This window comes from Ruminococcus sp. NK3A76 (genome assembly GCF_000686125.1).
Taxonomy (GTDB): domain Bacteria; phylum Bacillota; class Clostridia; order Oscillospirales; family Ruminococcaceae; genus NK3A76.
In genome coordinates, this window is the sequence record NZ_JMMA01000002.1 from 2070416 (window position 1) to 2095384 (window position 24969).

The 24969-nt window shown below is 42.6% G+C and carries 21 protein-coding genes and 2 riboswitches; of the genes, 10 read left to right on the plus strand and 11 right to left on the minus strand.

Annotated features, from left to right (window positions below):
- The first annotated feature begins 7 nt into the window (after window positions 1-7).
- The 5 genes from CD05_RS0109630 to CD05_RS0109650 all read left to right on the plus strand — a co-directional run bounded on the left by CD05_RS0109630 (window position 8) and on the right by CD05_RS0109650 (window position 10118).
- On the plus strand, window positions 8-2899 hold the full coding sequence (locus CD05_RS0109630; RefSeq protein ID WP_028510325.1) for a CAP domain-containing protein: 2892 nt from the start codon (window positions 8-10) through the stop codon (window positions 2897-2899).
- Between the two features lie 166 nt (window positions 2900-3065).
- Window positions 3066-3151, plus strand: a riboswitch (cyclic di-GMP riboswitch).
- 86 nt (window positions 3152-3237) lie between these two features.
- Window positions 3238-6426 carry a leucine-rich repeat domain-containing protein gene (locus CD05_RS18170; protein ID WP_037322935.1) on the plus strand — a complete coding sequence of 1063 codons (3189 nt, stop codon included), beginning with the start codon at window positions 3238-3240 and terminating at the stop codon, window positions 6424-6426.
- A gap of 136 nt (window positions 6427-6562) precedes the next feature.
- Window positions 6563-7789, plus strand: a complete 1227-nt coding sequence (locus tag CD05_RS0109640) for an IS256 family transposase (RefSeq protein WP_028509101.1) — start codon at window positions 6563-6565, stop codon at window positions 7787-7789.
- A 380-nt stretch (window positions 7790-8169) separates the two neighbouring features.
- A complete protein-coding gene (locus CD05_RS0109645) occupies window positions 8170-8742 on the plus strand; it encodes a carbonic anhydrase (protein WP_028510326.1) in 573 nt (190 codons plus the stop codon).
- Between the two features lie 5 nt (window positions 8743-8747).
- A complete protein-coding gene (locus CD05_RS0109650) occupies window positions 8748-10118 on the plus strand; it encodes an MATE family efflux transporter (protein ID WP_198021591.1) in 1371 nt (456 codons plus the stop codon).
- 80 nt (window positions 10119-10198) lie between these two features.
- Here the strand turns inward: CD05_RS0109650 and CD05_RS0109655 are convergent, their stop codons facing one another.
- From CD05_RS0109655 to CD05_RS0109675, 4 genes are all read right to left on the minus strand, one after another.
- On the minus strand, window positions 10199-10630 hold the full coding sequence (locus CD05_RS0109655) for a hypothetical protein (protein WP_028510328.1): 432 nt from the start codon (window positions 10628-10630) through the stop codon (window positions 10199-10201).
- Window positions 10620-11060, minus strand: a complete 441-nt coding sequence (locus tag CD05_RS0109660; protein WP_028510329.1) for a DUF4869 domain-containing protein — start codon at window positions 11058-11060, stop codon at window positions 10620-10622. Before CD05_RS0109660 ends, CD05_RS0109655 begins: the two co-directional genes overlap by 11 nt.
- A complete protein-coding gene (locus tag CD05_RS0109665; RefSeq protein ID WP_051588924.1) occupies window positions 11057-11749 on the minus strand; it encodes a hypothetical protein in 693 nt (230 codons plus the stop codon). Before CD05_RS0109665 ends, CD05_RS0109660 begins: the two co-directional genes overlap by 4 nt.
- Window positions 11750-12153: 404 nt before the next feature.
- Window positions 12154-12236: riboswitch (cyclic di-GMP riboswitch) on the minus strand.
- A 99-nt stretch (window positions 12237-12335) separates the two neighbouring features.
- Window positions 12336-12536 carry a ribbon-helix-helix protein, CopG family gene (locus CD05_RS0109675; protein WP_028510331.1) on the minus strand — a complete coding sequence of 67 codons (201 nt, stop codon included), beginning with the start codon at window positions 12534-12536 and terminating at the stop codon, window positions 12336-12338.
- A gap of 91 nt (window positions 12537-12627) precedes the next feature.
- On the opposite strand from CD05_RS0109675, the gene CD05_RS18175 reads away from it, so the two are divergent.
- On the plus strand, window positions 12628-13038 hold the full coding sequence (locus CD05_RS18175) for an SLOG family protein (protein WP_051588925.1): 411 nt from the start codon (window positions 12628-12630) through the stop codon (window positions 13036-13038).
- 308 nt (window positions 13039-13346) lie between these two features.
- Here the strand turns inward: CD05_RS18175 and CD05_RS0109685 are convergent, their stop codons facing one another.
- Entirely contained in the window at window positions 13347-15974 is a 2628-nt protein-coding gene (locus CD05_RS0109685; protein ID WP_028510332.1) for a DEAD/DEAH box helicase family protein, read from the minus strand.
- A 10-nt stretch (window positions 15975-15984) separates the two neighbouring features.
- Entirely contained in the window at window positions 15985-17706 is a 1722-nt protein-coding gene (locus CD05_RS0109690; RefSeq protein WP_028510333.1) for a site-specific DNA-methyltransferase, read from the minus strand.
- A 413-nt stretch (window positions 17707-18119) separates the two neighbouring features.
- Here CD05_RS0109690 and CD05_RS0109695 point away from each other — a divergent pair, with 413 nt between their 5' ends.
- Window positions 18120-19538 carry a hypothetical protein gene (locus CD05_RS0109695; protein ID WP_028510334.1) on the plus strand — a complete coding sequence of 473 codons (1419 nt, stop codon included), beginning with the start codon at window positions 18120-18122 and terminating at the stop codon, window positions 19536-19538.
- A gap of 83 nt (window positions 19539-19621) precedes the next feature.
- On the opposite strand, the gene CD05_RS0109700 is transcribed toward CD05_RS0109695, so the two are convergent.
- From CD05_RS0109700 to CD05_RS20905, 4 genes are all read right to left on the minus strand, one after another.
- On the minus strand, window positions 19622-20122 hold the full coding sequence (locus tag CD05_RS0109700) for a hypothetical protein (RefSeq protein ID WP_028510335.1): 501 nt from the start codon (window positions 20120-20122) through the stop codon (window positions 19622-19624).
- Window positions 20079-20183, minus strand: a complete 105-nt coding sequence (locus tag CD05_RS20895) for an Eco57I restriction-modification methylase domain-containing protein (RefSeq protein WP_198021592.1) — start codon at window positions 20181-20183, stop codon at window positions 20079-20081. The genes CD05_RS0109700 and CD05_RS20895 overlap by 44 nt, the downstream gene beginning before the upstream one ends.
- Window positions 20184-20351: 168 nt before the next feature.
- Window positions 20352-20723 carry an N-6 DNA methylase gene (locus CD05_RS20900; RefSeq protein ID WP_198021593.1) on the minus strand — a complete coding sequence of 124 codons (372 nt, stop codon included), beginning with the start codon at window positions 20721-20723 and terminating at the stop codon, window positions 20352-20354.
- Window positions 20716-21036, minus strand: coding sequence for a hypothetical protein (locus CD05_RS20905; RefSeq protein ID WP_198021594.1), 321 nt, complete (start codon window positions 21034-21036; stop codon window positions 20716-20718). The genes CD05_RS20900 and CD05_RS20905 overlap by 8 nt, the downstream gene beginning before the upstream one ends.
- Between CD05_RS20905 and CD05_RS20620 the strand changes: the two genes are divergently transcribed.
- The 3 genes from CD05_RS20620 (at window position 21029) to CD05_RS0109715 (ending at window position 23819) form a co-directional block, all read left to right on the plus strand.
- The gene (locus CD05_RS20620) at window positions 21029-21304 is read left to right on the plus strand and encodes a hypothetical protein (protein WP_242841251.1); all 276 of its coding nucleotides are present in this window, start codon (window positions 21029-21031) and stop codon (window positions 21302-21304) included. The genes CD05_RS20905 and CD05_RS20620 overlap by 8 nt on opposite strands.
- 514 nt (window positions 21305-21818) lie before the next feature.
- Entirely contained in the window at window positions 21819-22070 is a 252-nt protein-coding gene (locus CD05_RS20625; RefSeq protein ID WP_156947419.1) for a hypothetical protein, read from the plus strand.
- 120 nt (window positions 22071-22190) lie between these two features.
- Window positions 22191-23819 carry a recombinase family protein gene (locus tag CD05_RS0109715; protein WP_028510337.1) on the plus strand — a complete coding sequence of 543 codons (1629 nt, stop codon included), beginning with the start codon at window positions 22191-22193 and terminating at the stop codon, window positions 23817-23819.
- A gap of 220 nt (window positions 23820-24039) precedes the next feature.
- Here CD05_RS0109715 and CD05_RS0109720 read toward each other — a convergent pair whose 3' ends face one another.
- Complete coding sequence (locus CD05_RS0109720) at window positions 24040-24897, minus strand: ATP-binding protein (protein WP_028510338.1); 858 nt, start codon at window positions 24895-24897, stop codon at window positions 24040-24042.
- Between the last annotated feature and the right edge of the window lie 72 nt (window positions 24898-24969).

A 24969-nucleotide genomic window follows, 5' to 3' on the forward strand; every position in this document is an offset into this window, starting at 1 on the left:
TGATACTATGAAAAAGAAATTGGCGGCATTATTTGTCGCTTCGGCGATGATTTTCGGCACGGGGGCAGTTATGCCCGAGGGTTTGCTGTTTGAAAAGTCTGATTCATTGTTGACTGCACAAGCCAAAGAAAAGAAAGTTACCGATTATACGTATGAGATAACGCCTCTTCTTTCGCCGTTTAATGAATACTTCTTCGTTAAAACAAATAACCCCGATCCGTTCTCATTCAGATTTGCAGATAAGAAATCAAAGTATTCCGATAACTCTTATATACGCGCATATGCAGAAGATACTTCGACAGGCTATGATATAAAGCTTTTTGCAGATGTAAAATATGATAACAATTCTACAGGCAGGGTGAACGGAGGCTACATTTTCAGGAGCTTTGATACTGATGGCGGTGAGGTCTTGCTCCAGTCAAGAAACGCCGGTTCATATACATGGAACGACACATGGAATGATACTAATGTCAAGATCAAAGTCCCTTCTTTAATGGACACATCAGATTATTTGATAGATAAGTATGCAAAAGGTTCGGGCTTTTTTGATAAAATGGATTCCGTTCAAAACGGCTTTGAATCAATATGTTTATACAGCGGGTCATATATCCGTGGGAAAGTCGTAAGAACTGAGGATTATTGGTGTCTTAATACATCAGGTCATGCCGATCAAAGTCTATATATATACAGTCCGTTTGATCGAGAAGATTCTAAAGCACTTTTTGCTTCTTCAATATATCCGTTCCGCTATGATTCATGGGGATTCCCCGGAATAATGGCCGAAGTCTCAAAAAGGCTTGACAGCAGTTCATCGTATAAGTGGGATGCATATTATCATTATAATATAAATGTCACATACAAAGGTGAGACACGTACTTACGGCGGTTCGGGAGAAGGCGAAGGACAAGGCATTACAAAAGACAAGATAAAACAGTATTTTACTTTCGGGAACAACGGTACTGCAATAAGTCTTGAAAGTTTACGCAAGCTGCTCAATGAATATGCTGCAATAAAGATGAGTGACGATATACCGAGAAAAGACGAACTGACATTTGAAAGTATATGTAAAAAAGTCGGGAAAGGTTCGTGGGTCAGGTTAAACACAAGTAACTGGTCAACAAACGGTAAGAGAAACGTTGATCCGGGATATACATATCTATATAACAACAGCGATGATGGTAATATAGATATCTGGGACGATGAATGGGGTGTTGGCAATAGGAATCTGTATGGCGGAGATCTTGGGTATTATTCAAATACATGGGTCGATGGAAGGTATATAGGTTACTATGAATATTTCATTCCCGGAGTTAAGTTCTCTGATGTGCCGACAAGCAGTGTGGTGCTTAAAGGCTATAAAATACCGCAGATAAAGTATAGAAGCGAATGGGAATATGATTGGGATATAAATTTATATAAGCAAAAATACATTATAGAGGAAATATCCGTCAAGGAAAAGGATGCATTATTTTACTATAATGATGAAAAAAACTGCTGGACTCCCAACTCTGATGCTTTTGATATGAACTGTTGCGATTATTATATGATAGAGCAGTTTGTAAATAACGGTCTGGTCGATAAAAAGTATCTCGATATGGTAAGTCTCACAAAGGATGATATATTAGCCCTCAATGTTGATAAAAATACAAATATAATACCCCATAACGGTTATATCTATGACGGTACTACCGAGCCGGGTATGGAATTTGAAGAGCATACTTTTGGTGACTGGTCGGTTGCCAAGGCAGCAACGTGTTCGGCAGAGGGCTCAAAAATAAGGAAATGTAGCATATGCGGCAAAACAGAAACACAGGCTACACCAAAGCTCAAAGCGAATATCTCTTTAGCAGTGGTAACAGGCATCGCATACAAGACCTATACAGGTAGCACTGTTACTCAGTCACCGACTGTTACCTTTAACGGCAAAACGTTGACAAACGGCACCGACTATACCGTATCTTACAAGAACAACATAAACATCGGCACAGCCACCATTACGATAACAGGCAAGGGCGACTATACTGGAACGGTAAGCAAGACCTTTAAGATAAATGCGGCGTCACTTGCAAAAGCAGATGTAAGCGGCATTAAGAACAAGGCATATACCACCAAGGCTATAACCCAAAGCCCGACTGTCAAGGTGGGCGGCAGAGCTTTGAAAAAGGGTACTGACTTCACCCTTACCTACAAGAACAATAAGGCTGTCGGAACTGCGATTGTTACAATAACAGGTAAAGGCAACTACACAGGCAGTATAAAAAAGACCTTTAAGATAACCAAAGCGTCGGTTGCAAAAGCTAAGGTCACAGGTGTCAACAAAAGATATAAATACACCGGCAAGGCAATAAAGCCGGCAGTAAAAACCGTAAAGCTCGGTAGTGTGACGCTAAAAAAAGGAAGAGACTACACAGTGTCCTACAAAAACAACAAAAAGGCCGGAACAGCTACAGTCGTTATAACCGGCAAGGGAAATTACAAGGGAACCGTAAAAAAGACATTTAAGATACTTTCAGCACAGGATTACAAGATGTGGCAGTATACCAAGCAGGTGGTGACGCTTGTAAACAAGGAGCGCACTTCAAGAGGACTTAAAGCGCTTAAACTCAACGAGACTCTTTATGACAGGGCTATGATAAGTTCAAAAGAGCTATTAAAGTCTTTATCGGGTCAGAATATGAATGATAGCTATAATACTATTGAAGGGTTGACTTATAATTCCGCAAGTGCGTTTAGTACTATCGGTCAGCGTACACCAAGGGAACTCGTCAATGACTTGATGAATACTCCCGGACAAAGGGATGGTATTTTGAGTAAGAGCTACAACAATATAGGTGTTGGGCTGGTAAATGATCCAAATGTCATTTTTGGCTACTGCTGGACGTTGATCTTAATAGGTTGAAAGGATCGCCCCTGTTCTTGATCAGATAGAAGGAACGGGGGCGCATTTTATATGTTATAGCATCATATACAATTCAACGAATATGGGTTTGTTAAATATAACGATATTTGGTATGTAAAATCATTATTTCTTGACGTTCAAATATGTTATGTAGTATAATTAAATTGTAATAAATGGGCAAACCTGCCGAAAGGCAGCGACGCAAAGCTAAGGGTCTAACCTCAGGGAAGAGCATGACAGCCGGTTGCAGATGTATCTTTTTTGAATATGATCTTTATGGGCAATGCGTTGTGTGTGCGTTGCCCTTTTGCTGTTTAAAAAAATGAAAGGGTGATAGTATGAAGAAGAGGATATTGGCATTAGTGACAGCGCTCGGGCTTGCGCTCAATGGTGCGGCTATGTTGCCGGAGGGAACTGTGGAGCTTGGCTTACAGATTGAGGCGAGGGCAGAGACTTATAGGGATTATGAGTACACTCTGCTTGATGACGGAACGGTGGAAATAAGTAAGTATAATGAAAATGATACAGAAGTTATTATTCCTGAAACGATTGATGGGAAGAAAGTTACAAGTATTGGCTATTATGCATTTGCAGATTGTTCCGTTATAAAAAAGATAACAATACCGTATGGTGTAACAACCATAGGTAGTTATGCTTTCTATGGCTGTTATGATCTTATTAGTATAGTTATTCCGGAGTCGGTTTCAGTGATAGATTCATCTGCGTTTTATTGGTGTGTGAATCTTAGTGATATAACAATACCAAATAGTGTTAAAAGCATCGGAATGTATGCATTTGAACACTGTGAATCTCTTACAAGTATACAGATACCCGAAAGTGTTACAAGTATTGGATACGCTGCATTTAGAAATTGTGAAAGCCTTAATAGTATTACAATACCGGATAAAGCAGCCGGTATTAATGCCTATACGTTTGACGAATGTAATAATCTTGAAAATATAGAGATCAGTGATGATAATATTTATTATTCTTATATTGATGGTATAATATATAATAAAGATATACATGAAGTATTATACTGCCCTTGTACTAATAGTATTAGTAACGTAGTAATTCCCGATAGTGTTACAAGTATCAATGCAAATGCATTTTGTGGATGTAAAGGGCTTGTAAGCGTTAAAATACCTAATAGTGTCACTCAAATCAAAGAAAACGCATTTAAAGATTGTGTAGATCTTAAAGGTGTTACAATTCCAAATAGTGTTACATATATTGGATGGTCGGCTTTTTATGGATGCAAAAGCCTTACTAGTGTTTCCTTATCTAATAGTATCACAATGATCAATTATGAATTGTTCAGAGAATGCACAAGCTTAAAAGAAATAACAATTCCTGAGGGGGTTACAATAGTTAAAGACTTAGCATTTTGTAATTGTAACAATCTTGTTAATGTCAAGCTACCAGATAGTCTTACAAAAATAGATTATGAAGCATTTTATAATACAAGTATTTCAAGCATAAGCATTCCTAATAATGTGAATAGTATAGGAAGTTACGTTTTTTGGAATTGTGATAAACTTAAGAGTATTCACTTAAATGACGATAATCCCAATTTCGTAATGGCTGATGGTATTCTTTATAGTAAAGACAAGACAAAACTATACTATAGTCCTGAAGGAAATGATATTAAATCCATTATAATTCCAGATGGTGTAACAAGAATAGAAGATGGTGCCTTTACTAATAGCAAGAATTTGGCGAGTGTTAAGATTCCAAAAAGTGTTATTAGTATTGGAAATGCGGCTTTTGGTAATACTGCAATTACCAATAAACAAGAAGGATTTATAAAAAATGTTGATAATTGGATCGTTGAATATGATAGAGATATCTATAATTTGTATGATAATGACAACGATAATAAAGATAGTATAATAATACCGGAGGGAATTATAGGTATATGTGATTATTGCTTTAAAGATACAGATATTAAAAAAGCGGAGCTTCCAAAAAGCCTTAGAATAATTGGAAAAAGTGCTTTCGGTGACTGTAGGTTTTTAGAAAGCATACATATACCAGAAGGCGTAATTAGAATTGGAGAAGATGCATTTTCAAATTATGGATCACGAGAAAACATTGACGGATTATTATATCTTGACAACTGGTTAGTTGATTCGGGTAAGTTAGACTACAATGTTGAAATTAGATCAGGAACAGTAGGCATTGCTGATAATTCAATTGATGGTCGCATTTCTCGTAAAACAATCATACCGGATAGCGTCGTTTATTTGTGGGATATTTATGAGAAAGATTATGATGATGGTAGCTATGCTTCTCAAGAATTATTATGTCACAATAATACTGATGCATATAAATATGCAATTAGTGCCGGATTCATCGATACAGGAGTAACAGAGGAAGGATATGCTGTACTTAATATAACAGGCGTTTATGAATATGAAGACTCTGATGAGGAAGCTGATGATAGTGATGATGAGTCGGAGAAAAATGACGAGTACAATGAAGATGATGAAGAGGCAGTGGAAGATGATGACGAAGATTATTCTCCAGACGATCCAGGTGATCAAGAGGAGCATGAACACATTTTCAATAGATCGTCTATTGTACCCGCAACATGTACTACAGAAGGATATACTGAAAATGAATGCGGTGAATGTGGTTATATTGAAAGGAAAACTATTTCTCCGGCAAATGGTCATAAGTTTGGCGAATGGAAGAAAACAACACCTTCTACCTGTACATATGAAGGAACAGAAACAAGGAACTGTAGTGTATGTGGCAAGACCGAAACAAGAACAATAGCTAAAACATCACACTCCTACACCTCAAAGATAACAACAGTAGCCACCTGCACTAAGGACGGAGTAAAAACATATACCTGCAAGTGCGGTGACAGCTACACAGAAGCAATAAAAGCAACAGGGCATAAGTACACCGAAAAGGTAGTAAAGCCTACCTACACTGCACAGGGTTATACCCTGCACACCTGCTCAGTATGCGGAGATAGCTACAAGGATAATGTCAAGGCTAAGCTGACAAGAACAAGCATAGCCAAGGCAAAGATAACAGGTCTGTCAGATAAGACATACACTGGCAAGGCAATAACTCAGAAGCCTGTTGTAAAGCTCGGCAGCAAGACGCTCAAATCGGGTACAGATTACACCGTAACCTACAAGAACAACAAGGCGATCGGCACAGCCACAGTCACAATATCCGGCAAGGGTGCATATACAGGTACAACAAAAGCGACCTTCAAGATCAACCCGAAGAAGACCACGCTTAAGACAGTCACAAGCCCTAAGACCAAGCGGCTCAAAGCTACATACAGCAAGGTGTCCGGAGTGACGGGATATCAAATAACCTACTCGACATCGAGCAAGTTTACAAAGGCAACGACCAAGTCGGTCAATGTCAAGGGCACTTCAAAGACGATAAGCAAGCTCACAAAGGGCAAGACTTATTATGTCAAGGTTAGAACTTATAAGACAGTCGGAAAGACTAAGTATTACAGCGGCTACAGCGCTGTAAAGAAGATCAAAGTTAAATAAATTCTGTCATACGGGCTTGATGATCAATGTCAAGCCCGTGTTTCTTATAGATTTAGCTGAGCCTCTGAAAAAAAGTCTGTAAAAAGTCAGCAAACTGTGATAAAATAGAATTAATATCACAGGAGGCTGATTTTTTATGGCAAGAAGAAAAAGAGAACCGATGAGCGAGGGCAAGAAGAACATAATAGGAATGCTGCTTGAGGAATACGACATCAAGTCGGCTAAGGATATTGAGGATGCTCTCAAAGACCTTCTCGGAGGAACGATCCAGGAAATGCTTGAGTCCGAAATGGACGAGCATCTTGGATATCAGGAATATGAGCGTTCCGACAATCCTGACTCTCGTAATGGTAAGAAAACCAAGAAGATCCGCGGAAACTTCGGAGAAACCGAAATAGAAGTGCCGCAGGATCGTGACGGCAGTTTTGAGCCAAAGGTCGTAAAGAAGCGTCAGAAGGACATCTCAGGTATTGAGCAGAAGATAATTGCTCTGTATGCCAAAGGAATGACCACACGCCAGATAAGCGAAACTATCGAAGATATCTACGGATTTGAAGTCAGCGACGGTATGGTATCAGATATCACAGACCGCCTTCTGCCACAGATAGAGGACTGGCAGAAACGTCCATTGGACGAAGTATATCCGATAGTATTCATCGATGCTGTACACTTCTCAGTGCGTGATAACGGACAGATCAGGAAGCTTGCCGCATATGTGATCCTTGCTGTCAGCATGACAGGTCACAAGGAAGTTCTTTCAATACATATCGGTGAAAACGAGAGCGCCAAGTACTGGCTCGGCGTACTGAACGAGCTGAAAAATCGAGGCGTAAAGGATATTCTGGTCATCTGTGCAGACGGTCTTACAGGCATGAAAGAAGCTGTATCAGCTGCATTTCCGCAAACTGAGCTACAGCGCTGCATCGTTCATCAGGTAAGAAACACGCTGAAATACGTCGGAGAGAAGAACAAGAAGGAGTTGGCAAATGACCTTAAAACGATCTATCATGCGCCTTCCGAGGACGCTGCTCTGGAAGCTCTTGATCGCATTACTGAGAAATGGGAGGACGATTATCCTAACGCTATGAAGAGCTGGTACAAGAACTGGGACGTAATATCGCCGATCTTCAAGTTCTCAGCTGATGTCAGAAAGGTGATTTATACCACCAACGCAATAGAGAGTCTTAACAGCGGTTATCGCCGCTTGAATAAGCAGAGGAGTGTATTTCCGAGCGATACAGCGCTCCTGAAGGCTCTGTATCTGGCGACGCATGAGATAGCTAAGAAATGGACCATGCCGCTGCGAAACTGGGGCAAAGTTCTGGGCGAGCTTGAGATCATGTACCCCGACAGGATCGGCTGATATCCAAAGAACCTTGACAAATTACAGTATCTATTGTATACTGTAAAAAAATTGGAGCGGCTATTTTCAAGCCGCTCACAACTTAACGTTTTTATCACAGTTTTTGAATTTACAGAGTTTTTTTCGCAGAGCCATTTAGCTTACGACTTCAGGCATATTACCTATTTGTTTTGCTATATTGTTTTTTACCCCTCATATGCTATAATAATATAAAAGGGAATGCCGCCCGTATCGTAAAGCCTCTGAAATCTTCAAAGAACTGCATTGTACTTCCTCCCATGTTTTGAGTTGTTTCTCAACACTTATCATCTTACGCTTGACATCAATGCACAATAAGATGTATAATTATACCAACAACTAAAACAAAAGGACGTGCTGCCATGAAACTTGAATACACAGTAAGTGCCGATGAAGCACTTGATAGACTAAGGCTTGGAAACGAGAAATACCTTAATGCTGCGACGAGCAAGGGGGATATCTCTCCTAAGATGCGGGCTATGACCTGCGAGCAGGGGCAGAAGCCTTATGCGGTGATCGTGACCTGTTCGGATTCTCGTGTCATTCCCGAGAATATTTTCAGCGCAGGGATAGGTGATCTGTTCGTCATTCGTGTTGCCGGAAATGTTATGGACGATCATCAGCTCGGCTCTATCGAGTATGCCGCAGAGCATCTCGGGATAAGGCTTATCGTTGTGCTCGGGCACGACCACTGCGGAGCTGTTGATGCGGCGATAAATCACGACCCCGACGGATATATCAAATATATTACTGACGAGATAAAGCTCGCTATCGGCGATGAGCAGGACGATTATAAGGCGTGCTGCCTGAATGTGCGGCGAAGCGTTGACGTTATCGAGAGCAGCTTTGAGATACACCGTGAGGAGGAGCACGGGCTTAAAGTCGTCGGTGCGATGTACACTCTTGCCGACGGCAAAGTCGATTTCGGGATATGATAAAAATGTCAAACCATGATTCAGACAAACGAATATATACGTTAAGCTCGGAAAAGCCCTCAAAGGCGGTTGTCAAAATGGGCGTGCCGCTGATCGCCGGAATGCTCATTATGGTGCTTTATAACCTTGTGGACACATATTTCATCGGGCTGACTAAAGACGATTATCAGCTCGCAGCGGTGGGGCTTGCCTACCCCGTTATGATGGTGATGATAGCTATTGCAAACATGGTCGGTACGGGTGCATCGTCACTTATCGCACGTTGTCTCGGCGCAGGTGATAAAGAGAAAGCACGCCACACCCTTACCGCAGGCTTTGTTCTGACTGTCATATACAGCGTGTTAGTCGCGACATTGGGTCTGTTGTTTCTGTCTGCGATAGTCAAGGGCTTGGGTGCCAAGGATAACACTTTTGCCTACACTGAGCAGTATGTGCGGATACTGCTGATAGGCAGCATTTTCACTATGGGTAACTACTCCTTCGGGCAGTTTCTGCGAAGCGAGGGCTCGGTGACATATTCTATCGTAGGAATGATAGTCGGCACTGTCGTCAACATTATTCTTGACCCGCTTTTGATCTTCACTTTCGGCTTGCAGATAAGGGGTGCGGCTATCGCCACGGTGATAGGCAACGGTGCAGGAATGGCAGTATCTCTGCTCTTTTATATGAGGGGCAAGACGCTTCTGACACCCTCACGAAAATATATCGTTCCGAAAAAGCAGATCCTCGGAGAGATATACTGGGTAGGCATACCTGCATCGCTTGAAACGCTGCTTTCCTCGGCAGCGTATATCATAAACAACAACCTTGCTGTCGGCTATGGCGAGCTGACGGTGGCGGCTATGGGCATAGCACAAAAGCTGCTGAGTTTAGGTAACTACATATATCAGGGCTTTGCTGCCGGCACGCAGCCGCTTATGGGCTATAATTACGGCGCAGGCAATTACCCGAGAATGAAAGCGATACTGCGTTCGGGTGTTATGATAGTCACTGGCACAGAGCTGTGTCTTATGCTTATCTACGGGGCGTTTGCGCCGTTTTTCATCGGGTGGTTCTCCGAGTCGGAGGAGGTCATCAGGATAGGCGCAAGAGTGCTTAGAAACATCATGTTTATCCTGCCTTTTGTCGGCACGGTGTCGATGTGCAGAATGTCATTTCAGGCAATGGGCAAGCCTATCTACGCCTTTTGCATAACGCTTGTGCGCCAGCTCATATTCTATATACCGCTGCTGCTGATACTCGACAAGCTGTTCGGCTTCGGCGGTATGATAAAAGCCCAGCCGATTACCGAAGCTGTAATGATAACGGTGTCGCTTTTGCTGCTGTACAGGTTTATCACGACAAAGGAGAGGGAAGACGTCTCAAAGGACAGATAACACAGACCGCCGCTGAGCAAAAAACTCAGCGGCGGTTTATCATATTAGTATTCGTGTCTTTCAGGCATTAATACACCAACTCAAAAACTCTTTGCTAAAGTGAGCAGTGTTATGGAGTCAGTTCGTTCGCTTTTTAATTCATATATCTCATCAACCGTAAGCTGCAGCCCGGTAGGATTTCTGCCGATGATGATGTACTGATTCTTGCTGTCAAAGGCAATATAGCTGCGCATACTGTCATCAAGCAGAATGTCCGCATTGTCTATCACAAACAGCTTGCCTTCGGATCGCTTTATCGAGCCCTTATATGTTTTTTTATTCAGGTCGAGATAGTTAAAGCACCGTACATTCTTGTCCTCAGCGGCATACTCCTCTAAAAAAGAATACAACGCAGATTTTCCCGTTCCCGAATCTCCGCTGATGAATGTCACATTTGATCCGAGATGAAGATCGACTTCAAAGGAAGTGTGCTTGGTCTGAATATGATCGGTCACGATCGGTTTAATCTTCATTTGTCCACCACTCCTTCAAAGCCTCGTAGGAATCTATTACTTTCGTGCCGTTTTTGTCGCAGACATTGACCTTATCCATTTCAAATGAAACAAACGGATAGCTGCAATAAACATTACCCTGCGGCAGCGCATAGATCACATCGAGTGCATTGTCACCGCATTCGCAAATATCGAATATCTTGTCGGGATTGTACATGATGTTCAACGCAGTCTTGCAGCCGGTCGAGAGCTTGTCGATATTCAGAACAGTACCATTGAACCTCGAACTTATCGTGTATTTACTGAGCATTTTTGACTGATCTATATTTTCGATTATCTCAGCCGCCTTGTCATCAAGCTGCTCGACAGTATGTTTGTTGAAATATATATCGTTGAGCGTCACAAGCTCCATGCCATTCTTGGAGGGCTTCTTTTTATATACAGTTATCATTTTATTCCAGCCTCCTTAAACGCATTTTGCAGAACTGAATGCTCTATTATCTGTTCCATTTTCTCGGTCAAAGTCAGCCTGTTAATGTTAAGACCGCATATATCATCAGCCTGTCTGTCAGCCCACTCACAGCAGTTGTTTATAAAGCAATGACCTACCTGCGATTTATCGGTTTCAAAGCCTGTGTTTCTCGTTATTTCATACAGTATCTTTGCTGCTATCATTTCAGTATTCTTTTTGTCGGAAAAGTTATACTTGTTTTTGAAATCATTCAGCTCCGCAGCAGTCTCGCTGCCGGTGATGAGCTTGATATAAGATCTTCTTGCTTCGAGCATATCACGGCGTTTGTCTTTCAGATCGTCGTTCTCTGCAAACACCCAGTTTTCCAGCATTTCAAAGGAAAGAAGTGAAAATTCAAAAGAATGGATACTTATCTTCCTTACATTATTCTTGCCTGAAATAGTCCTGTATAAACGTTTTGTTTCACGCATCACATCAGGATTGTCTACTGCGTCATCTATAAGTATGTAGTATATGTTTCCGTCATTCTTGATCTGTTCTGCGGCTTTGTTCAGTTTTGAATTGTTATTCTTGGTCTCGACGATGTGGTCGGGATAAAGCGAGCTAAACAGAGCTTTCCAAAACTGATAACCGGAGCCTTGATCCTCGCACCAAACGTAATATTTCATATTATTGTTTCTACTTGCCTTAAACATATCACATTGATCATATCCGCTTTACATAGACTATATACCAAATGTATTATATCACAAAACAGCTATAAAAGCAAGTCCCATAATACCTCGGCAGCGGATAGCCTATCTGGTTTTATCCTAAATAATGGTTACTTTATCCCCAGCCTTTTTCCTAGATCCACCATTGCACCGATAAATGCCATATCTTTATCCTCTGTCAATACCATCAGTGACGGGTCCCTCTGGCAGATACGCCGCCGCACCAAACGCCATTGCAAGCGCCGCGGCACATGAAATAAATCTCTTAAACATATAATCACTCCCTCTGCAATATAAAACAAGGCAACACGCCCATGACGCATTGCCTTATGATCCGAATATATCAAGAACACATCGTCCTCGGCAACCGGCTGTCATACCTTTCGGCTTAGACCCTTTGGCTTTGCGTCATCATTTTTCAATGATTTTGCCTATTTTGTTTGTTATACCATAAATGAGTTTGGGTGTCAATTATTGGTAAGTGCATACTATAATAATTGACCATTTGCACAAAATGAAGATATCGTATTTGTACATATGATCATTCCGACTCCTTGACCTCACAATTGTCAATGCCGAATTCAAGCATAAGGTTTATAAGCTCGTTTCTTGAGCGGTTTGTTTCTACTGAAAGAGCCTCCAGCTTTTCGACTGTTTCCTCCTTTATCCTGACGGAAAACACCTTGTATCCATCGTCGCCTTTTATCTTTGAGCGCTTTGTAATTTCAAGCTTTTTAGCCATAGTATATCACCTCTACACATATATTATAACTTGACTAACCGATATTATATATGTTATAATCTATGTTATATAATATGTTACGGGTGATGAAATGAAAGAAAAAACAGTTGTATTTATAGGCCACAGCGATATTACCGGACTGGACACAGAAAAGCTGACTGCAAAAATAACAGAGCTGATAAATAAAGGATACACCGATTTTATGTCGGGTGGAATGGGTGGTTTTGACAGAGTATCGGCAAAAACTGTCTATGGACTGAAAAGAAAATATCCTCATATAAAGAATATTCTTGTTATTCCATACCTTGATTATAACATATATGACAGGTCAATTTTTGATGAGGTGATTTTCCCCGAATGTCTTGAAAATGTCCCACACAGAGCTGCTATTCCAAAAAGAAATGAGTATATGATAAGCACAGCATCGGCGGCGGTTTGTTTTGTAAGGCATATTACGGGCGGTGCGGCGAAAAGTTTGGATATGCGAAAAAATGTGGCTTAATCATACATAACGTTGATTAAAATTTTTAATCGCACGAATCAGAATAGTTTGTCCCTTATTACTGCGCTGTAGTAGATTTCTACACTGTAGGAATGGAGAATTTTGAAGTAAGTTGTTCTCTTTATAGAGTTTAAAAAGCATTTGCCCGACATAATCGGTGAAAGCCCTCAGCCTTGCAGATTAGGGTAAACTCCGAGAAAAATTGAAATTAATATACAGAAATAATAAAAAAAAGGACGGTTTTGAGCCGTCCTTTATGTTTATAGATATCTTTAAAGCCAAATATCAAAGTACATTACCAATTAGCTTTATAGATCTCTAAGTACCTCTGCAAAATCTTCAAGGTTATACGCTCCTTCGATAGAGTTCTGATCGAAAGTCATAAAATACTTGAATTTTCTTCCTGCTTGTGCCGCCCAAGTTTGTCCGAGTTTCAGTTTTGTTCTGCTGTCACCGTTGTCACGGTCATCGCCCTTTGCTTCGACAAGGACGATTTTACCTGATTTCATCATCACAATAAAATCAGGGTAATGGTTGATAAAACCATTGATATGAAAGCCTTTTTTCTCAATGATCCTATGCCACCACAGAACGCCCTCACAGCCTGCTATCACATCAAGAGTACGGCGTTCAAAGTTATTCATCTTGTCCCATTCTGCTTCATACAGCGATTTCGGTACTTTATCCGTGGATTCGGACGGAGTTATCACCATAGGAAAAGTATATGTAGCATCGGTGAATACACGGTCACGCTCGATAAGATCATAGAAACGCTCTTGCATATAGGCTTCACGCAGAGTTTTTATCTTCTCCTTGATTCGTGTAGCATAAGTGATATAAGAGGTTTCAAGTGCTGCCAGATTGTCCTCGGTCATGTTCGCTATGATACGGCGGACATAATTCTCAACCTCTGAGGTGCTGAAAGCGTTATCACGGTTGATCTCATGGCAAATCAACTTTGTGCAGTGTTCAATCTTTTCTTCAGGAGCGAGTTTCGCAAGGAGCTTACGCATATATTCATCATCGAGAGAGGACAGTTTTTTGTATTTCGGCACAGCCTCACCCTGGCTCTCGACATCTATCTCAAACATTTCGCCTGTTGACAAGCTAAATGTAACAGAAGCGTCCTGCTCACTCAGAGAAAAACCTTTCATCAGGCTTTCTTTTGTCAGCAGAGCCGTATTGCCCCCGAAAAGATCGGGAACAGATTCAATGCAGAACTGTGGTATTTTCAGTTCCTGCACCCGTTCGGTGAACTGCTCCTGAACACGATATGATTTCAGTATACCATCAAGCTCATCGCTCGTCCATCCATTATCTTGCTTTGTTTCTTCCTCGTATTGCTCCGCTGTTTCCTCAGCCTGCGAGATCATTTCTTCTACGGACGGCGGAGCTGTTTTTACAGTTTCCGAGTACGGCGCAGGCTCGACAGGTGTATGAATATCCGAGAAATCATCTTCTGTTTCTGCTTCCGGTGTAGGTTCGGGAGTAAACTGCATTGTGGTCTGCTCCGGCTGAGGTTCGGGAACAGGCGGCTCCGTTTCGGTTATGGGGAGAGTTTCGGCAGTACGGTAGTCTTTGCGTGAGAAGCCTGCATTATTCAAGCCTGCAACAATGCTGTCAAGGGTATCGTGGAACGCATTGGAGCAAGTAAGCACAAATGAGCTGTTCAGCAGCTTCATGCTATGCTTACGGGCATACGGCTGACGGAGTATTCTGCCGAGTATCTGCTCAACATCGACCTTTGAGGTCTTATTGGCGAGACTTGCAAGGATATACGCAAACGGACAGTCCCAGCCCTCTTTCAGAGCGTTGACCGTAATGATGTATCTTATCGGACAATCACGGCTCATAAGGTCAGTTTTGCCGAGATCATTGACCTTAGAGGTCTTTATCGCTATCTGTTCTGCGGGGATACCTCTGCCGAGAAGTATCTCCTTGACCTTATCAAAAGTGTCATTATCGTTATTATTCTTCGGCTGTGCCTGGAAAAGTACGATAGGACGAATATACTTGCCTGTGCGTTCTTCTTCCTCGATAGCCTGCTGCTCCAGTATGCCACGAAGATGAATGGCATCGTCAATAACACTGTCTCTGGAAGTTCGGTTATACACGATAACAGGCAGCTTGACCATATTTTCCTTTTTGAGCTTTCTGGCATCAACATACGAAATGATGTTGCTGTTCTTGCGAGGTGTAGCCGTCAAATCAAGAACAAATGACGGATTAAGGTTGTTCAGCATTTCCACGCTGAGGTCTGAGCCTGCGTTGTGGCTCTCGTCCACAATTACAACGGGCGAAAGGTGACGCAGTACCTGAATCAAAGCTGTGTCGGGAGTATCTTTAAGCAGCTCGGTTTTGTCCTTTATTTGATCGGAAAAGTTTTTGAGATTGCCGTTTTCCTGATAGACCTTGCGAACATCTTTCTTCTTGCTGTCGATACGCAGAGAGCTGTAACTCAGAATGCAAACCGTAAGCTGTTCATGGACGGTATCGGGAGTGAAATTCTGACCGTTCAGAAGCATTTCCTTTGTAAATACGCCAACTCTGCCGCCAAAGTCCGCATTTAACCGCCGTGTGTATGGGTGATCGGGATTCATAAGGTTTGTTGTGGTCTGCACAAGTATCGGATCGGACGGAACGAGCCACACAACCATTTTCGGCTTACCCTGCGGCAATGCATCAAAGATACGGCGGACGGCAGCACAAGCCATAAAGGTCTTACCGCCGCCTGTCGGTACTTTCATACAAACATGGGGTACACCCTTGATACTGTTGCGGTAGCTGGGAACACTGCCAGGACCAAGACCAACAGCAACGTCCTGATCGTTCCAATATTTGAGCCAAGCCTTGTCAAGATTTCCTGTTTCATTCAGCGCAGACAGGTATGCGGACAGATTGCCCATGACTTCACGCTGATAGCTGTTAAGTTCCATAGTCTGCACCTCACATTCTTGTAATGTCACGGGGGATCTTCTTGAAAGTGATATGGAACTTTTCAAGCTCCTCATCGCTCAAAATGCACTTATCGGCATAGATCACATAGCTTTCGGCTTTGGTCTTTACCGTGTGCAGGAACTCCCTGTCAAGTGTCGTGACTTCGTTCTTATCGTAATAGAAATAGTATGCCGTGTCGAAGTATTCACCGAGGAAATACGGCTCGTCCGCCTTGTCGGTGACAGCCTGTTTTGTTTCGGTGAAATAGACATAGCTGCGTATCTTATCAAGCGGAACATTCTCGTTGAGGTACTCACCGTCAAGGAGCGTTTCGCCCAGCTCATAGAACGTAAAGCCGCCGCCCGTTCCCTCGACCGCCTTTTTGCCCTCGCCGTAGCCGTCAATAACACGCTTCACACGTTCTGCGGTGATACTGTCGGCATAGTCCATCATCTCAATCAGGATAAATTTGCGGTTGCCGCCGTCCTGCTTGTTCATGTTGAGGACAGCGTGGGCAGTTGTGCCTGAGCCTGCAAAGCTGTCGAGGATAATGGAATCTTTGTCGGTTGCAATTTGAAGAACACGCTCTAATAAGCGGGTAGTTTTTGGAGTGTCAAACGGTGCAGAACCGTCAAAAATAGCTTTTAGCTGTTTTGAGGCTTCATCGGTATGACCGACTTCATCATAAAGCCAAAGGTTTGTGGCAAGTTTACCACCAACATCTTCAAGGTATCTCTTGCAAGCAAGACCACCTTTACCTTTGCTGGTGAAATACAGTAAAGCCCATGTTCCTTTATCATAAATCTCTTGTGCTTTTTTGTATGTATCTTCACAATCATTTTTCAGCATAATAGCTGCTATTCTTTCAGGCACTTTTGAATCAGCACCGCAGATAACTGAACGTTTCTCATAATCATCAATCTCACGCAGTTCATATTCAGCCCAATAGGACATGATTTCAAACATCTGAGGTTGTCCGAAAGTCCAACAACGATTATTCGGAGGATAGAGTAGTTTACCTGTTATCGGGTGCTGAATTGCATAGACCATACCTGTATGTGTTGCCGCCCCCGGTGCGCTTGCATCTCCGGCTTTCCACGGACGAGGATCATTGTCAGGACTTGAATATCTACTATCCATTTCAGCAGTTCTCGGCAACTTGCCTGGTTGCCAATCACCAGTCTTACCATAAACAAGGATATGCTCAACTTCGGCAGGAATACCCTTTGAATCGTTTCGTGTTGAATATGTACGCTGCCATGAAATATTAGAAACAAAACAGTTTGAGCCGAATATCTCATCACAAATCATTTTTAAGAAGTAAAGCTCATTATCATCAATCGAAATAAAAATAACCCCGTCCTCCTCAAGCAGCTTATGCAGGAGCTTCAACCGAGGATACATCATACACAGCCACTTATCATGCCGGGACAAGTCCTCGCCCTCACTGCCTACAACCTCACCGAGCCATTTCCTGATACGGGGATCATTGACGTTATCGTTGTATACCCAGCCCTCGTTTCCCGTGTTGTAGGGCGGATCTATGTAGATACAGCGGATCTTTCCCTCATACTGCGGTAAAAGCGATTTTAGCGCAGAGAGGTTATCGCCGTGAATTATCATGTTGCCGTCAGGTTCGCCGTATTCATACTGCGGATCAAGCACACGGTACGGCACGTCCATGTGGTGATTGATGACTTTATCCTTGCCTATCCAGTCAAGTGTCGGCATTTCGGTCACGCTCCTTTATATGGGGATAAATGCTTTACTTATTATTATAGCATAGTTCGGGAGGATTTTCAACCGCTTAGGGTGAAAAAACGATGTTCGTATTCTACGCTTAAAAACGCGCTGCTTTTGGACATACTTTGGTCATACAAGAAATAAAAAGCCGCCATGCACCGCTTAACAGTATTAAATGAAAAACCGCGCATTTACGCACAATTTCAAACATTATCAAATTATTCTAAAACGCATAAAACATATCCTCATCCATTCGTAATGAGCAGGTCGCAGGTTCGAGTCCCGTCACAAGCTCCAATGACAAACCGCTTAGGATTACCCCTAAGCGGTTCTTTGTTATTGTTTTTTTCAATCTTTTATAGTATAATAAAATTATCATAATTTGAAATGGGGCATTTAAAATGCAAAATAACTTGTTAGTAGGAAATGGGCTTGATATTCAACTTGGCGGTTTTGATTATTTGAATAAGTGGATTCTAACTCGAATGCTTGCCAAAGCCAAAATAGGTAAGTATGATAGCCTATTTAACGGAATAATAAGTGGTGATGAAATTGTTGAGCTATTTTTAAATATGCCATCAATAGCAAGAGATGTTCAACAAAGAAAATATGATGCTGTGCCATATAAATGCACTGATGAGCAGACGGTGGTATTATTAAGATCAGCAATAAAAGGTTTTCAAAGGACCTATACCGAAGATATTACGAGTATAGAACAATTAGGAATGGAAGATATTATCTTATTGTTTCAAATATATTTGCTTGATAATGATGATTTGTTACAATATTATAAAGCAGCCAAACAAGGCTATTGCCAAATGCTTTTAGATGCGATATACTGTGAAGGTAAAATACAGACACTAAGCATTCCTAAGGCAGCAAAATGGTATTTCCTAAATTATGATAACATTTTTTCTTTAAACTATGACAACTCTTTAGAGAAAAGCCTTAATAGAAAAGTACTGCATTTACATGGAGATTATAAGACAATATATCATTCCGAAAATCATAAAAATGCTCTTGGTTATTATCGCCACAAGAAAAAAATCGCAAACAAATACCTACCAACATTGAAGCAGTGTAATTGTAACGGCATCCTCGATTTTAGTGGCGATATGAAGTATTCATTTGCTACTTCAAGTACTCAATGCTTCAAATGGTTTGAGAACGTAAAAGATGAGATAAAGAGCGGCAAATTAAACGTAGATGATTTGATGCGTACATTGCCACCTGATCAACGAGATATGTTGACAACAGGTATAGAGAAAAATCTATATTGGGGCGACAATTATTACTTTGACGTCTTTGAGAGCATGACGGGCGAATTGACAATTATAGGATTAGCCCCCAATAATGATAGTCACATTTTTAAATGCATAAACAAAAGCAGCGTGGAAAATGTTATTTTTTATCGTTTCGGCAACGAAAGTGAGGCTGACTTTAAATCAAAACTTAAGATTACAAAACCGGTTGAAATACGTGATGTAAAACAACTGTGGGCTGATTTACATATTTCTCAACCTGATGTTAAAAAACTCACTTTATCAAGCAAACAATATGAGCTTGTAAATGTATTTTGTCCGCAATCGGAAATAACTTTTGATGAGCTAACGAAACAGATAAATTCAATTCCGACAACCACGAGAAGAATTATATTTGAAATGATGAAATATGAAATCAGTAAAGAAAAATATCATACCAATCCTGCAACTAGAGAAGAACAGTTCAACCAGTTTATCAGTTTCGGTAAAACATTAGAAGTTTCATCACTGTCGCCACAAGCATTGTTCGTATTATATCTTAACTATTTAAGTAAATGATATGACAAACAGATGAGGTATTGTTTATAAACTCAAAACGGCAGGAAGATTTCTTCCTGCCGTTAATCTTGACTGTATCATTTTTATTGTATAAAACCAAGAAACCCCTTAGTAAACGCATCAGGCAACAAGAATTGCTTTTCGCCTTCCTTGAAATGAACTATAACATACTTATTGGACTTATACTTTTTTACAACAGTGCCGACACCGAACATCTTATGTGACACCTTGATACCGACTTTGACTTTTGAAACATCGAAGGATTCGGCTTCAGTTTTTACAGGAACAGAAGGCTTCTTAGGCTTATTGTCAGGAGTAGGTATGCCGTACTGTGCAGTAACAAGCTCCTGTTTTGGTGGAGTTACAGTAACGGCAGCGGCAATAGTGTCTGCTGGAGATTCATTGTTCTCAGGAGCGTCCATAGTTGCCTGCTGATTATAGAATAGCTTCTCGTATTCCTCACGGCGGATAACAGTATCCCAACCACCGATCTCGTCGCTTTCGTGCTTGTCGATGCCTGTATAAACAAGGCTGGCGTCTTCATAACGCTTGAACTTGAATATGATATATTGGTTTAGCACCAACACCATTTCCGCCGTCACTAAGCTGATAAGGCGGATTTGATATAATAACATCGAATTTCATTTTAAATATTTCCTCTGGCTTTATAGTATGTATCCATTCATAGGCGTGAGTCTCAAGCTCATCGCCGCGCTCGTACTGGCTCTCGGACGCACCGCAGTAAACGCACTTGCCCTTTTCCCATTTGTGGCTGATTCGCTTGAAACGGATATTGCCCTGTGCATCGTCAAATCAGCTGACGGAATAATTGCTGTTTGGATACTTGCTGCAATAAAGTCCGCGCCGTGACAGCAGGCTCGTCAACTCCGTGATAGCGATACCGAAAAGCTGTTTATGAAAGATATGGTCGATACGCTCCTGCAAATCGGGAAACTGCGGTTCAAGTCCCTTGATGAGCCGCTTGGCTGTCTCACGGAGAAATACTCCTGTTTTACAGGCGGGATCGAGAAATGTAGTGTCGGGATCGGAGAAAAGCTCCTGCGGCAGCATATCAAGCATCTGGTTTACAACCTCGGGAGGCGTGAAAACTTCATCGTTGGAGAGATTCGCCAGACACGACAGTACATCGGGATTGTAAACATTTTCAAATAGTCCTTCAGCCATTTTCACCTAACCTCCTGTAATGACAAATATATTTTTGCAGGAACGTTCCCTCATCTCCGCTGATACTGAGCTGAGCCTCGTCCTGACTTAGCAGCTCCGCAAAGGTATAGTCGCTACGCTGAATGTTTGCTCCTGTGATGAATGCCCACTCCGAAAAGACGATAGGCTCATCGGTATCGTTGCAGTTTTCATCAACACAGCACAGCGTGAGAGCATTTCCGCAGACAATGTTGCGTTCCAGTATAAAGCGGATAGAACGGTGCATCAGTGATGCGATAGACGCACTTGAAGATTGGTGCTGTGACTTGTTCAAAGACGGCATCAAGAGCCAGTTTGACGGTATTTCCGATCTGCTGACCTTTGAGAACCAGAATCGTTCAAAGGACAAGCTGATAAAGACTATCCAGATACCCGAGCAGGACGATGATTTCAACGATATTCGCTCGGAGTACAGCAAGATGCTGACCGACAAGCTCATGACAGGCTCTAACGGTCAGTCTGCCCGTAAATTCCTGACATTCGGAATTGAGAGTACAAGCTATAAGTCGGCAAGATCTAAACCGTATTCAAAATCGAAATAGTATAGTTACCCCACCTCTCCCGTTGAACGCGATTGTCGCGCAACGTGGAGCGAGTTGGGGGATATATCAGAGGAAGAAAAAAAAAACGGACAGTGCAGGGGGACAAAAGTCGGTCCGCAAGACCGGCAAGCATAGCAAACGGCATTCCGCCTGCTGCTGAAAACGGGAGAACCCGTGCCCCTTTTTGGTTTGCAGGAAAAAGGCTGGCGTCATTTGTGCCCGCCATTCCACATCGGACGGGCAGTGCCCGCTGATTCTTCGGCATTTGCTGTGACGTAAGCAGAGGCGTCTTTCCTTGGAACTTTCAAAAAAGCAGGCGTTTTTTTTGAGGAAAAAGCCAGATAAAGGCTATGATTAGGGAGATATGGGAGGTGTCTGAGCAGCATAATTGCCGCTGTGAGAGGAGTGATAAAAAACCGAGCAGGCCTCGCAAGGGATGCTCAAAAAGTCTGGGCTGGTAACACGCAGGCTCAGCAAAGACGGTACGATTTGATTTTGTACCTGTGAATTTGAATTGAATAGTTTTAGAGGAGGCGGATGTATAAGCGTAAACCTTGAAAAGACTCATTGCAGTGAAGATCCTGATGTACAGTCCGTATTGCATCACGACTGTACTGTTGACGGTGTCACCTATCGTGTTTGGTCTGCTTTCCTTGGCAGGATAAGAGCTGAAGAGTCACTCGGAGAACTAATGCTCCGACAGCTCGAAAGGGGAAATGAAAAGCCTGCCTTTGATGCAAAGCAGACCGAGAGCGAGTCGATGTAAAAGTCGGAAAATGTTTTTTGTGCAGTCCTACGAAATCAGCTGTGCACACTGGATTCCTGAGCGGAGGTGTGGTATACTGTCCGTGTAAGGATCTGCTGCACGGCTGTGAAAGGAGTTATAATGAAAAACAAACAGCCTAAAAAAGCAGCTCTGTATTGCAGGCTCTCGGTCGATGACGGGCGAATGGGCGAAAGCGTAAGCATTGGCTCGCAGAAATTATTACTGGAGCAGTACTGCAAGGATCATGCGATAGATAATTACGAAGTGTACGATGATGACGGATACAGCGGCACTAACTTTGACCGTCCTGCGTTCCAGAGAATGTATGAGGACATTCAGAACGGGCTGATAGATACTGTCCTGGTAAAAGACCAGTCACGATTCGGAAGATCGTATATCGAAGTCGGAATGTATGTTGAAAAGTTCAATGAGCTCGGGGTTCGGTTCATTGCTGTGAGCGACAACTACGACTCCATGAAAAATGAAAACGATATGATGTTCCCGATGCGTAATGTGCTGAACGATTACTTCGCAAAAGAGGCTTCTATCAAGACTAAGACTGCGAAGAAGGCAAAAGCGAAAGCCGGACAGTACATCGGTTCAAAGCCGCCCTTCGGCTACAAGCTGGCCCCCAACGACAGGCATCATCTTGTGATAGACGAACCTGCCGCTGAAATAGTACGCAGGATATTCAGAATGGCGGCACAGGGGATAGGCTACAATAAGACCACGAAAATCTTCCGCGAGGAAAAAGTTCTCACTCCTATCGCTTACTTCAATCTCCACAATCCTGATTACTTCAAGTCGGATTACTGGAGAAAGGAGTTCGACTGGCACGTTACTTCGATCCGAGTGATACTTGAAAATGAGGTCTACCTCGGCAAACTGATCTACGGAAAGCAGCGGTGCAAGTCGATGAAAAGCGAGGAGAAGGTCAAGGTTCCGAGAAAGGACTGGATAATCGTTGAGAACTGTCATGAACCGATAATCTCTCAGGAGCTGTGGGACGAAGCACACAGAATGATGAGTACCAAAAGGCGTTCAACGCTGACAGGTGAGGTTCAGATGTTCGCAGGACTTCTCTACTGTGCCGACTGCGGTCACGCACTCACCTACTCGCAGAAGAAACGCAAAGACGGTACATATCACGGAGCATACTCATGCTGGATGTACAATACTCACGGCAAGGAATATTGTGCATCGCATTATATTACCTACGATGTGGTGTACAAGCTTGTGCTGAAAGATGTCCGGAGAGTGCTGAAGTCATATCGTAAGAATAAGGATGAGTTCAGGTCATTCCTCGACAGCAAGTGCAGCGACAGCAGTGCAAAGAAGATAATACAGCATGAACATGAGCTTGAAAAAGCACAGGGCAGAGTAGCTGAGATAGACCGCCTGCTCAACAAGCTCTATGAAGATAATGCACTCGGAAAGATCTCAGATGATCGCTACGCACAGATGACAAAAACATTTGAGAAAGAACAGGCAGAACTCAAGAAGACTATACCTGAACTGACATATGAGATCACGATGCTCAAAGCCAGATCCGATGCCGCCGATAAATTTACAAAAGTAATTGACAGTTATACGGATATAAAGGAACTCAACGCTGATATACTCAATGAGCTTATCGACAAAATAGTTGTCCACCACAAGGAAAAGCTCTATGGGAAAACATATCAGCAGGTAGAGATATATTACAGATTCGTAGGCGAACTGAATGAAACTGTGGCAAAAGCAGCGTAACAATCAAAAACAAAAATTATGTTCACTTTAAAAACAGTCCTCGGTCGCCGGTTCGAGTCCGGCTACCAGCTCCAAAAAGGCCTTTCGGTTTTACCGGAAGGTCTTTTTATTATGGCTCATGTTATAATTACATAAAGAAATACCGCCTGCGACCGATGATACTTCAAATCATCGCCGCAGGCGATACCTTTACTATTCACTTTTCACTCTTTACCATTCACTATTCTTCCGTCTCCCACGCTACCGTTCCCCTGACGCTTCTCCCCTCGTCGTAGTCATCAAGGAAATGATGCCGCTCCTCGCCACGGTGATAGGATATCAGCGTCTGAAGATTTACGTTCTCGGCACTGCGGAATATGTTCATGTCAACGGCAGGGTTCACCTCACGCAGCTGTTTAAGAAGCGCCTTTATCTCCTGGCGTTTTGAACTGCCCTGCGTGCTGCTGTCGGTGATGCGGCAGGCGCAGCGGATAAACTCCAGCCCGTTTTGCTGCTGCCAGCTGATGATGTCCTGCTCACGCACTAAGTATAAAGGCCGTATCAGCTGCATACCCTTGTAGTGCTCGCTGTGTATCTTGGGCATCATCGTCTGCATCTGCGAGCCGTAGAGCATACCCATGAGTATCGTCTCTATCACATCATCAAAATGATGCCCGAGCGCTATCTTGTTGCAGCCGAGCTGCTGTGCGGTCTTGTAGAGATATCCTCGCCTTAGCCTTGAACACAGAAAGCACGGGTGCTGCTCTGCCTTCTCTGCGGATTCAAATATCCGTGTTTTGCATACCTGTATCGGTATATCCATCCGCTGTGCGTTGCCCTCTATCTGTTTGAAATTGACCTTGCTGTAGCCCGGATCCATAACAAGATATATCAGCTCAAACGGCACGTCCGAGTATCTTTGCAGACGCTTCATGCACAGCGCCATGAGCATCGAATCCTTGCCGCCGGATATGCATACGGCTATCCTGTCGCCTTTCTGTATCAGGTCGTATTCCTTTATACCCTTGCGGAACTTTGACCATATAGTCCTTTTAAACTCATTGACCAGTAAAAGCTCTGCATCATTTGGTCTTTCCATTTTCATCACCGCTTTATAAAACTCAGTTTATGCTCATTATAGCACTTATCAACTGCCTAGTCAAGCCCATGC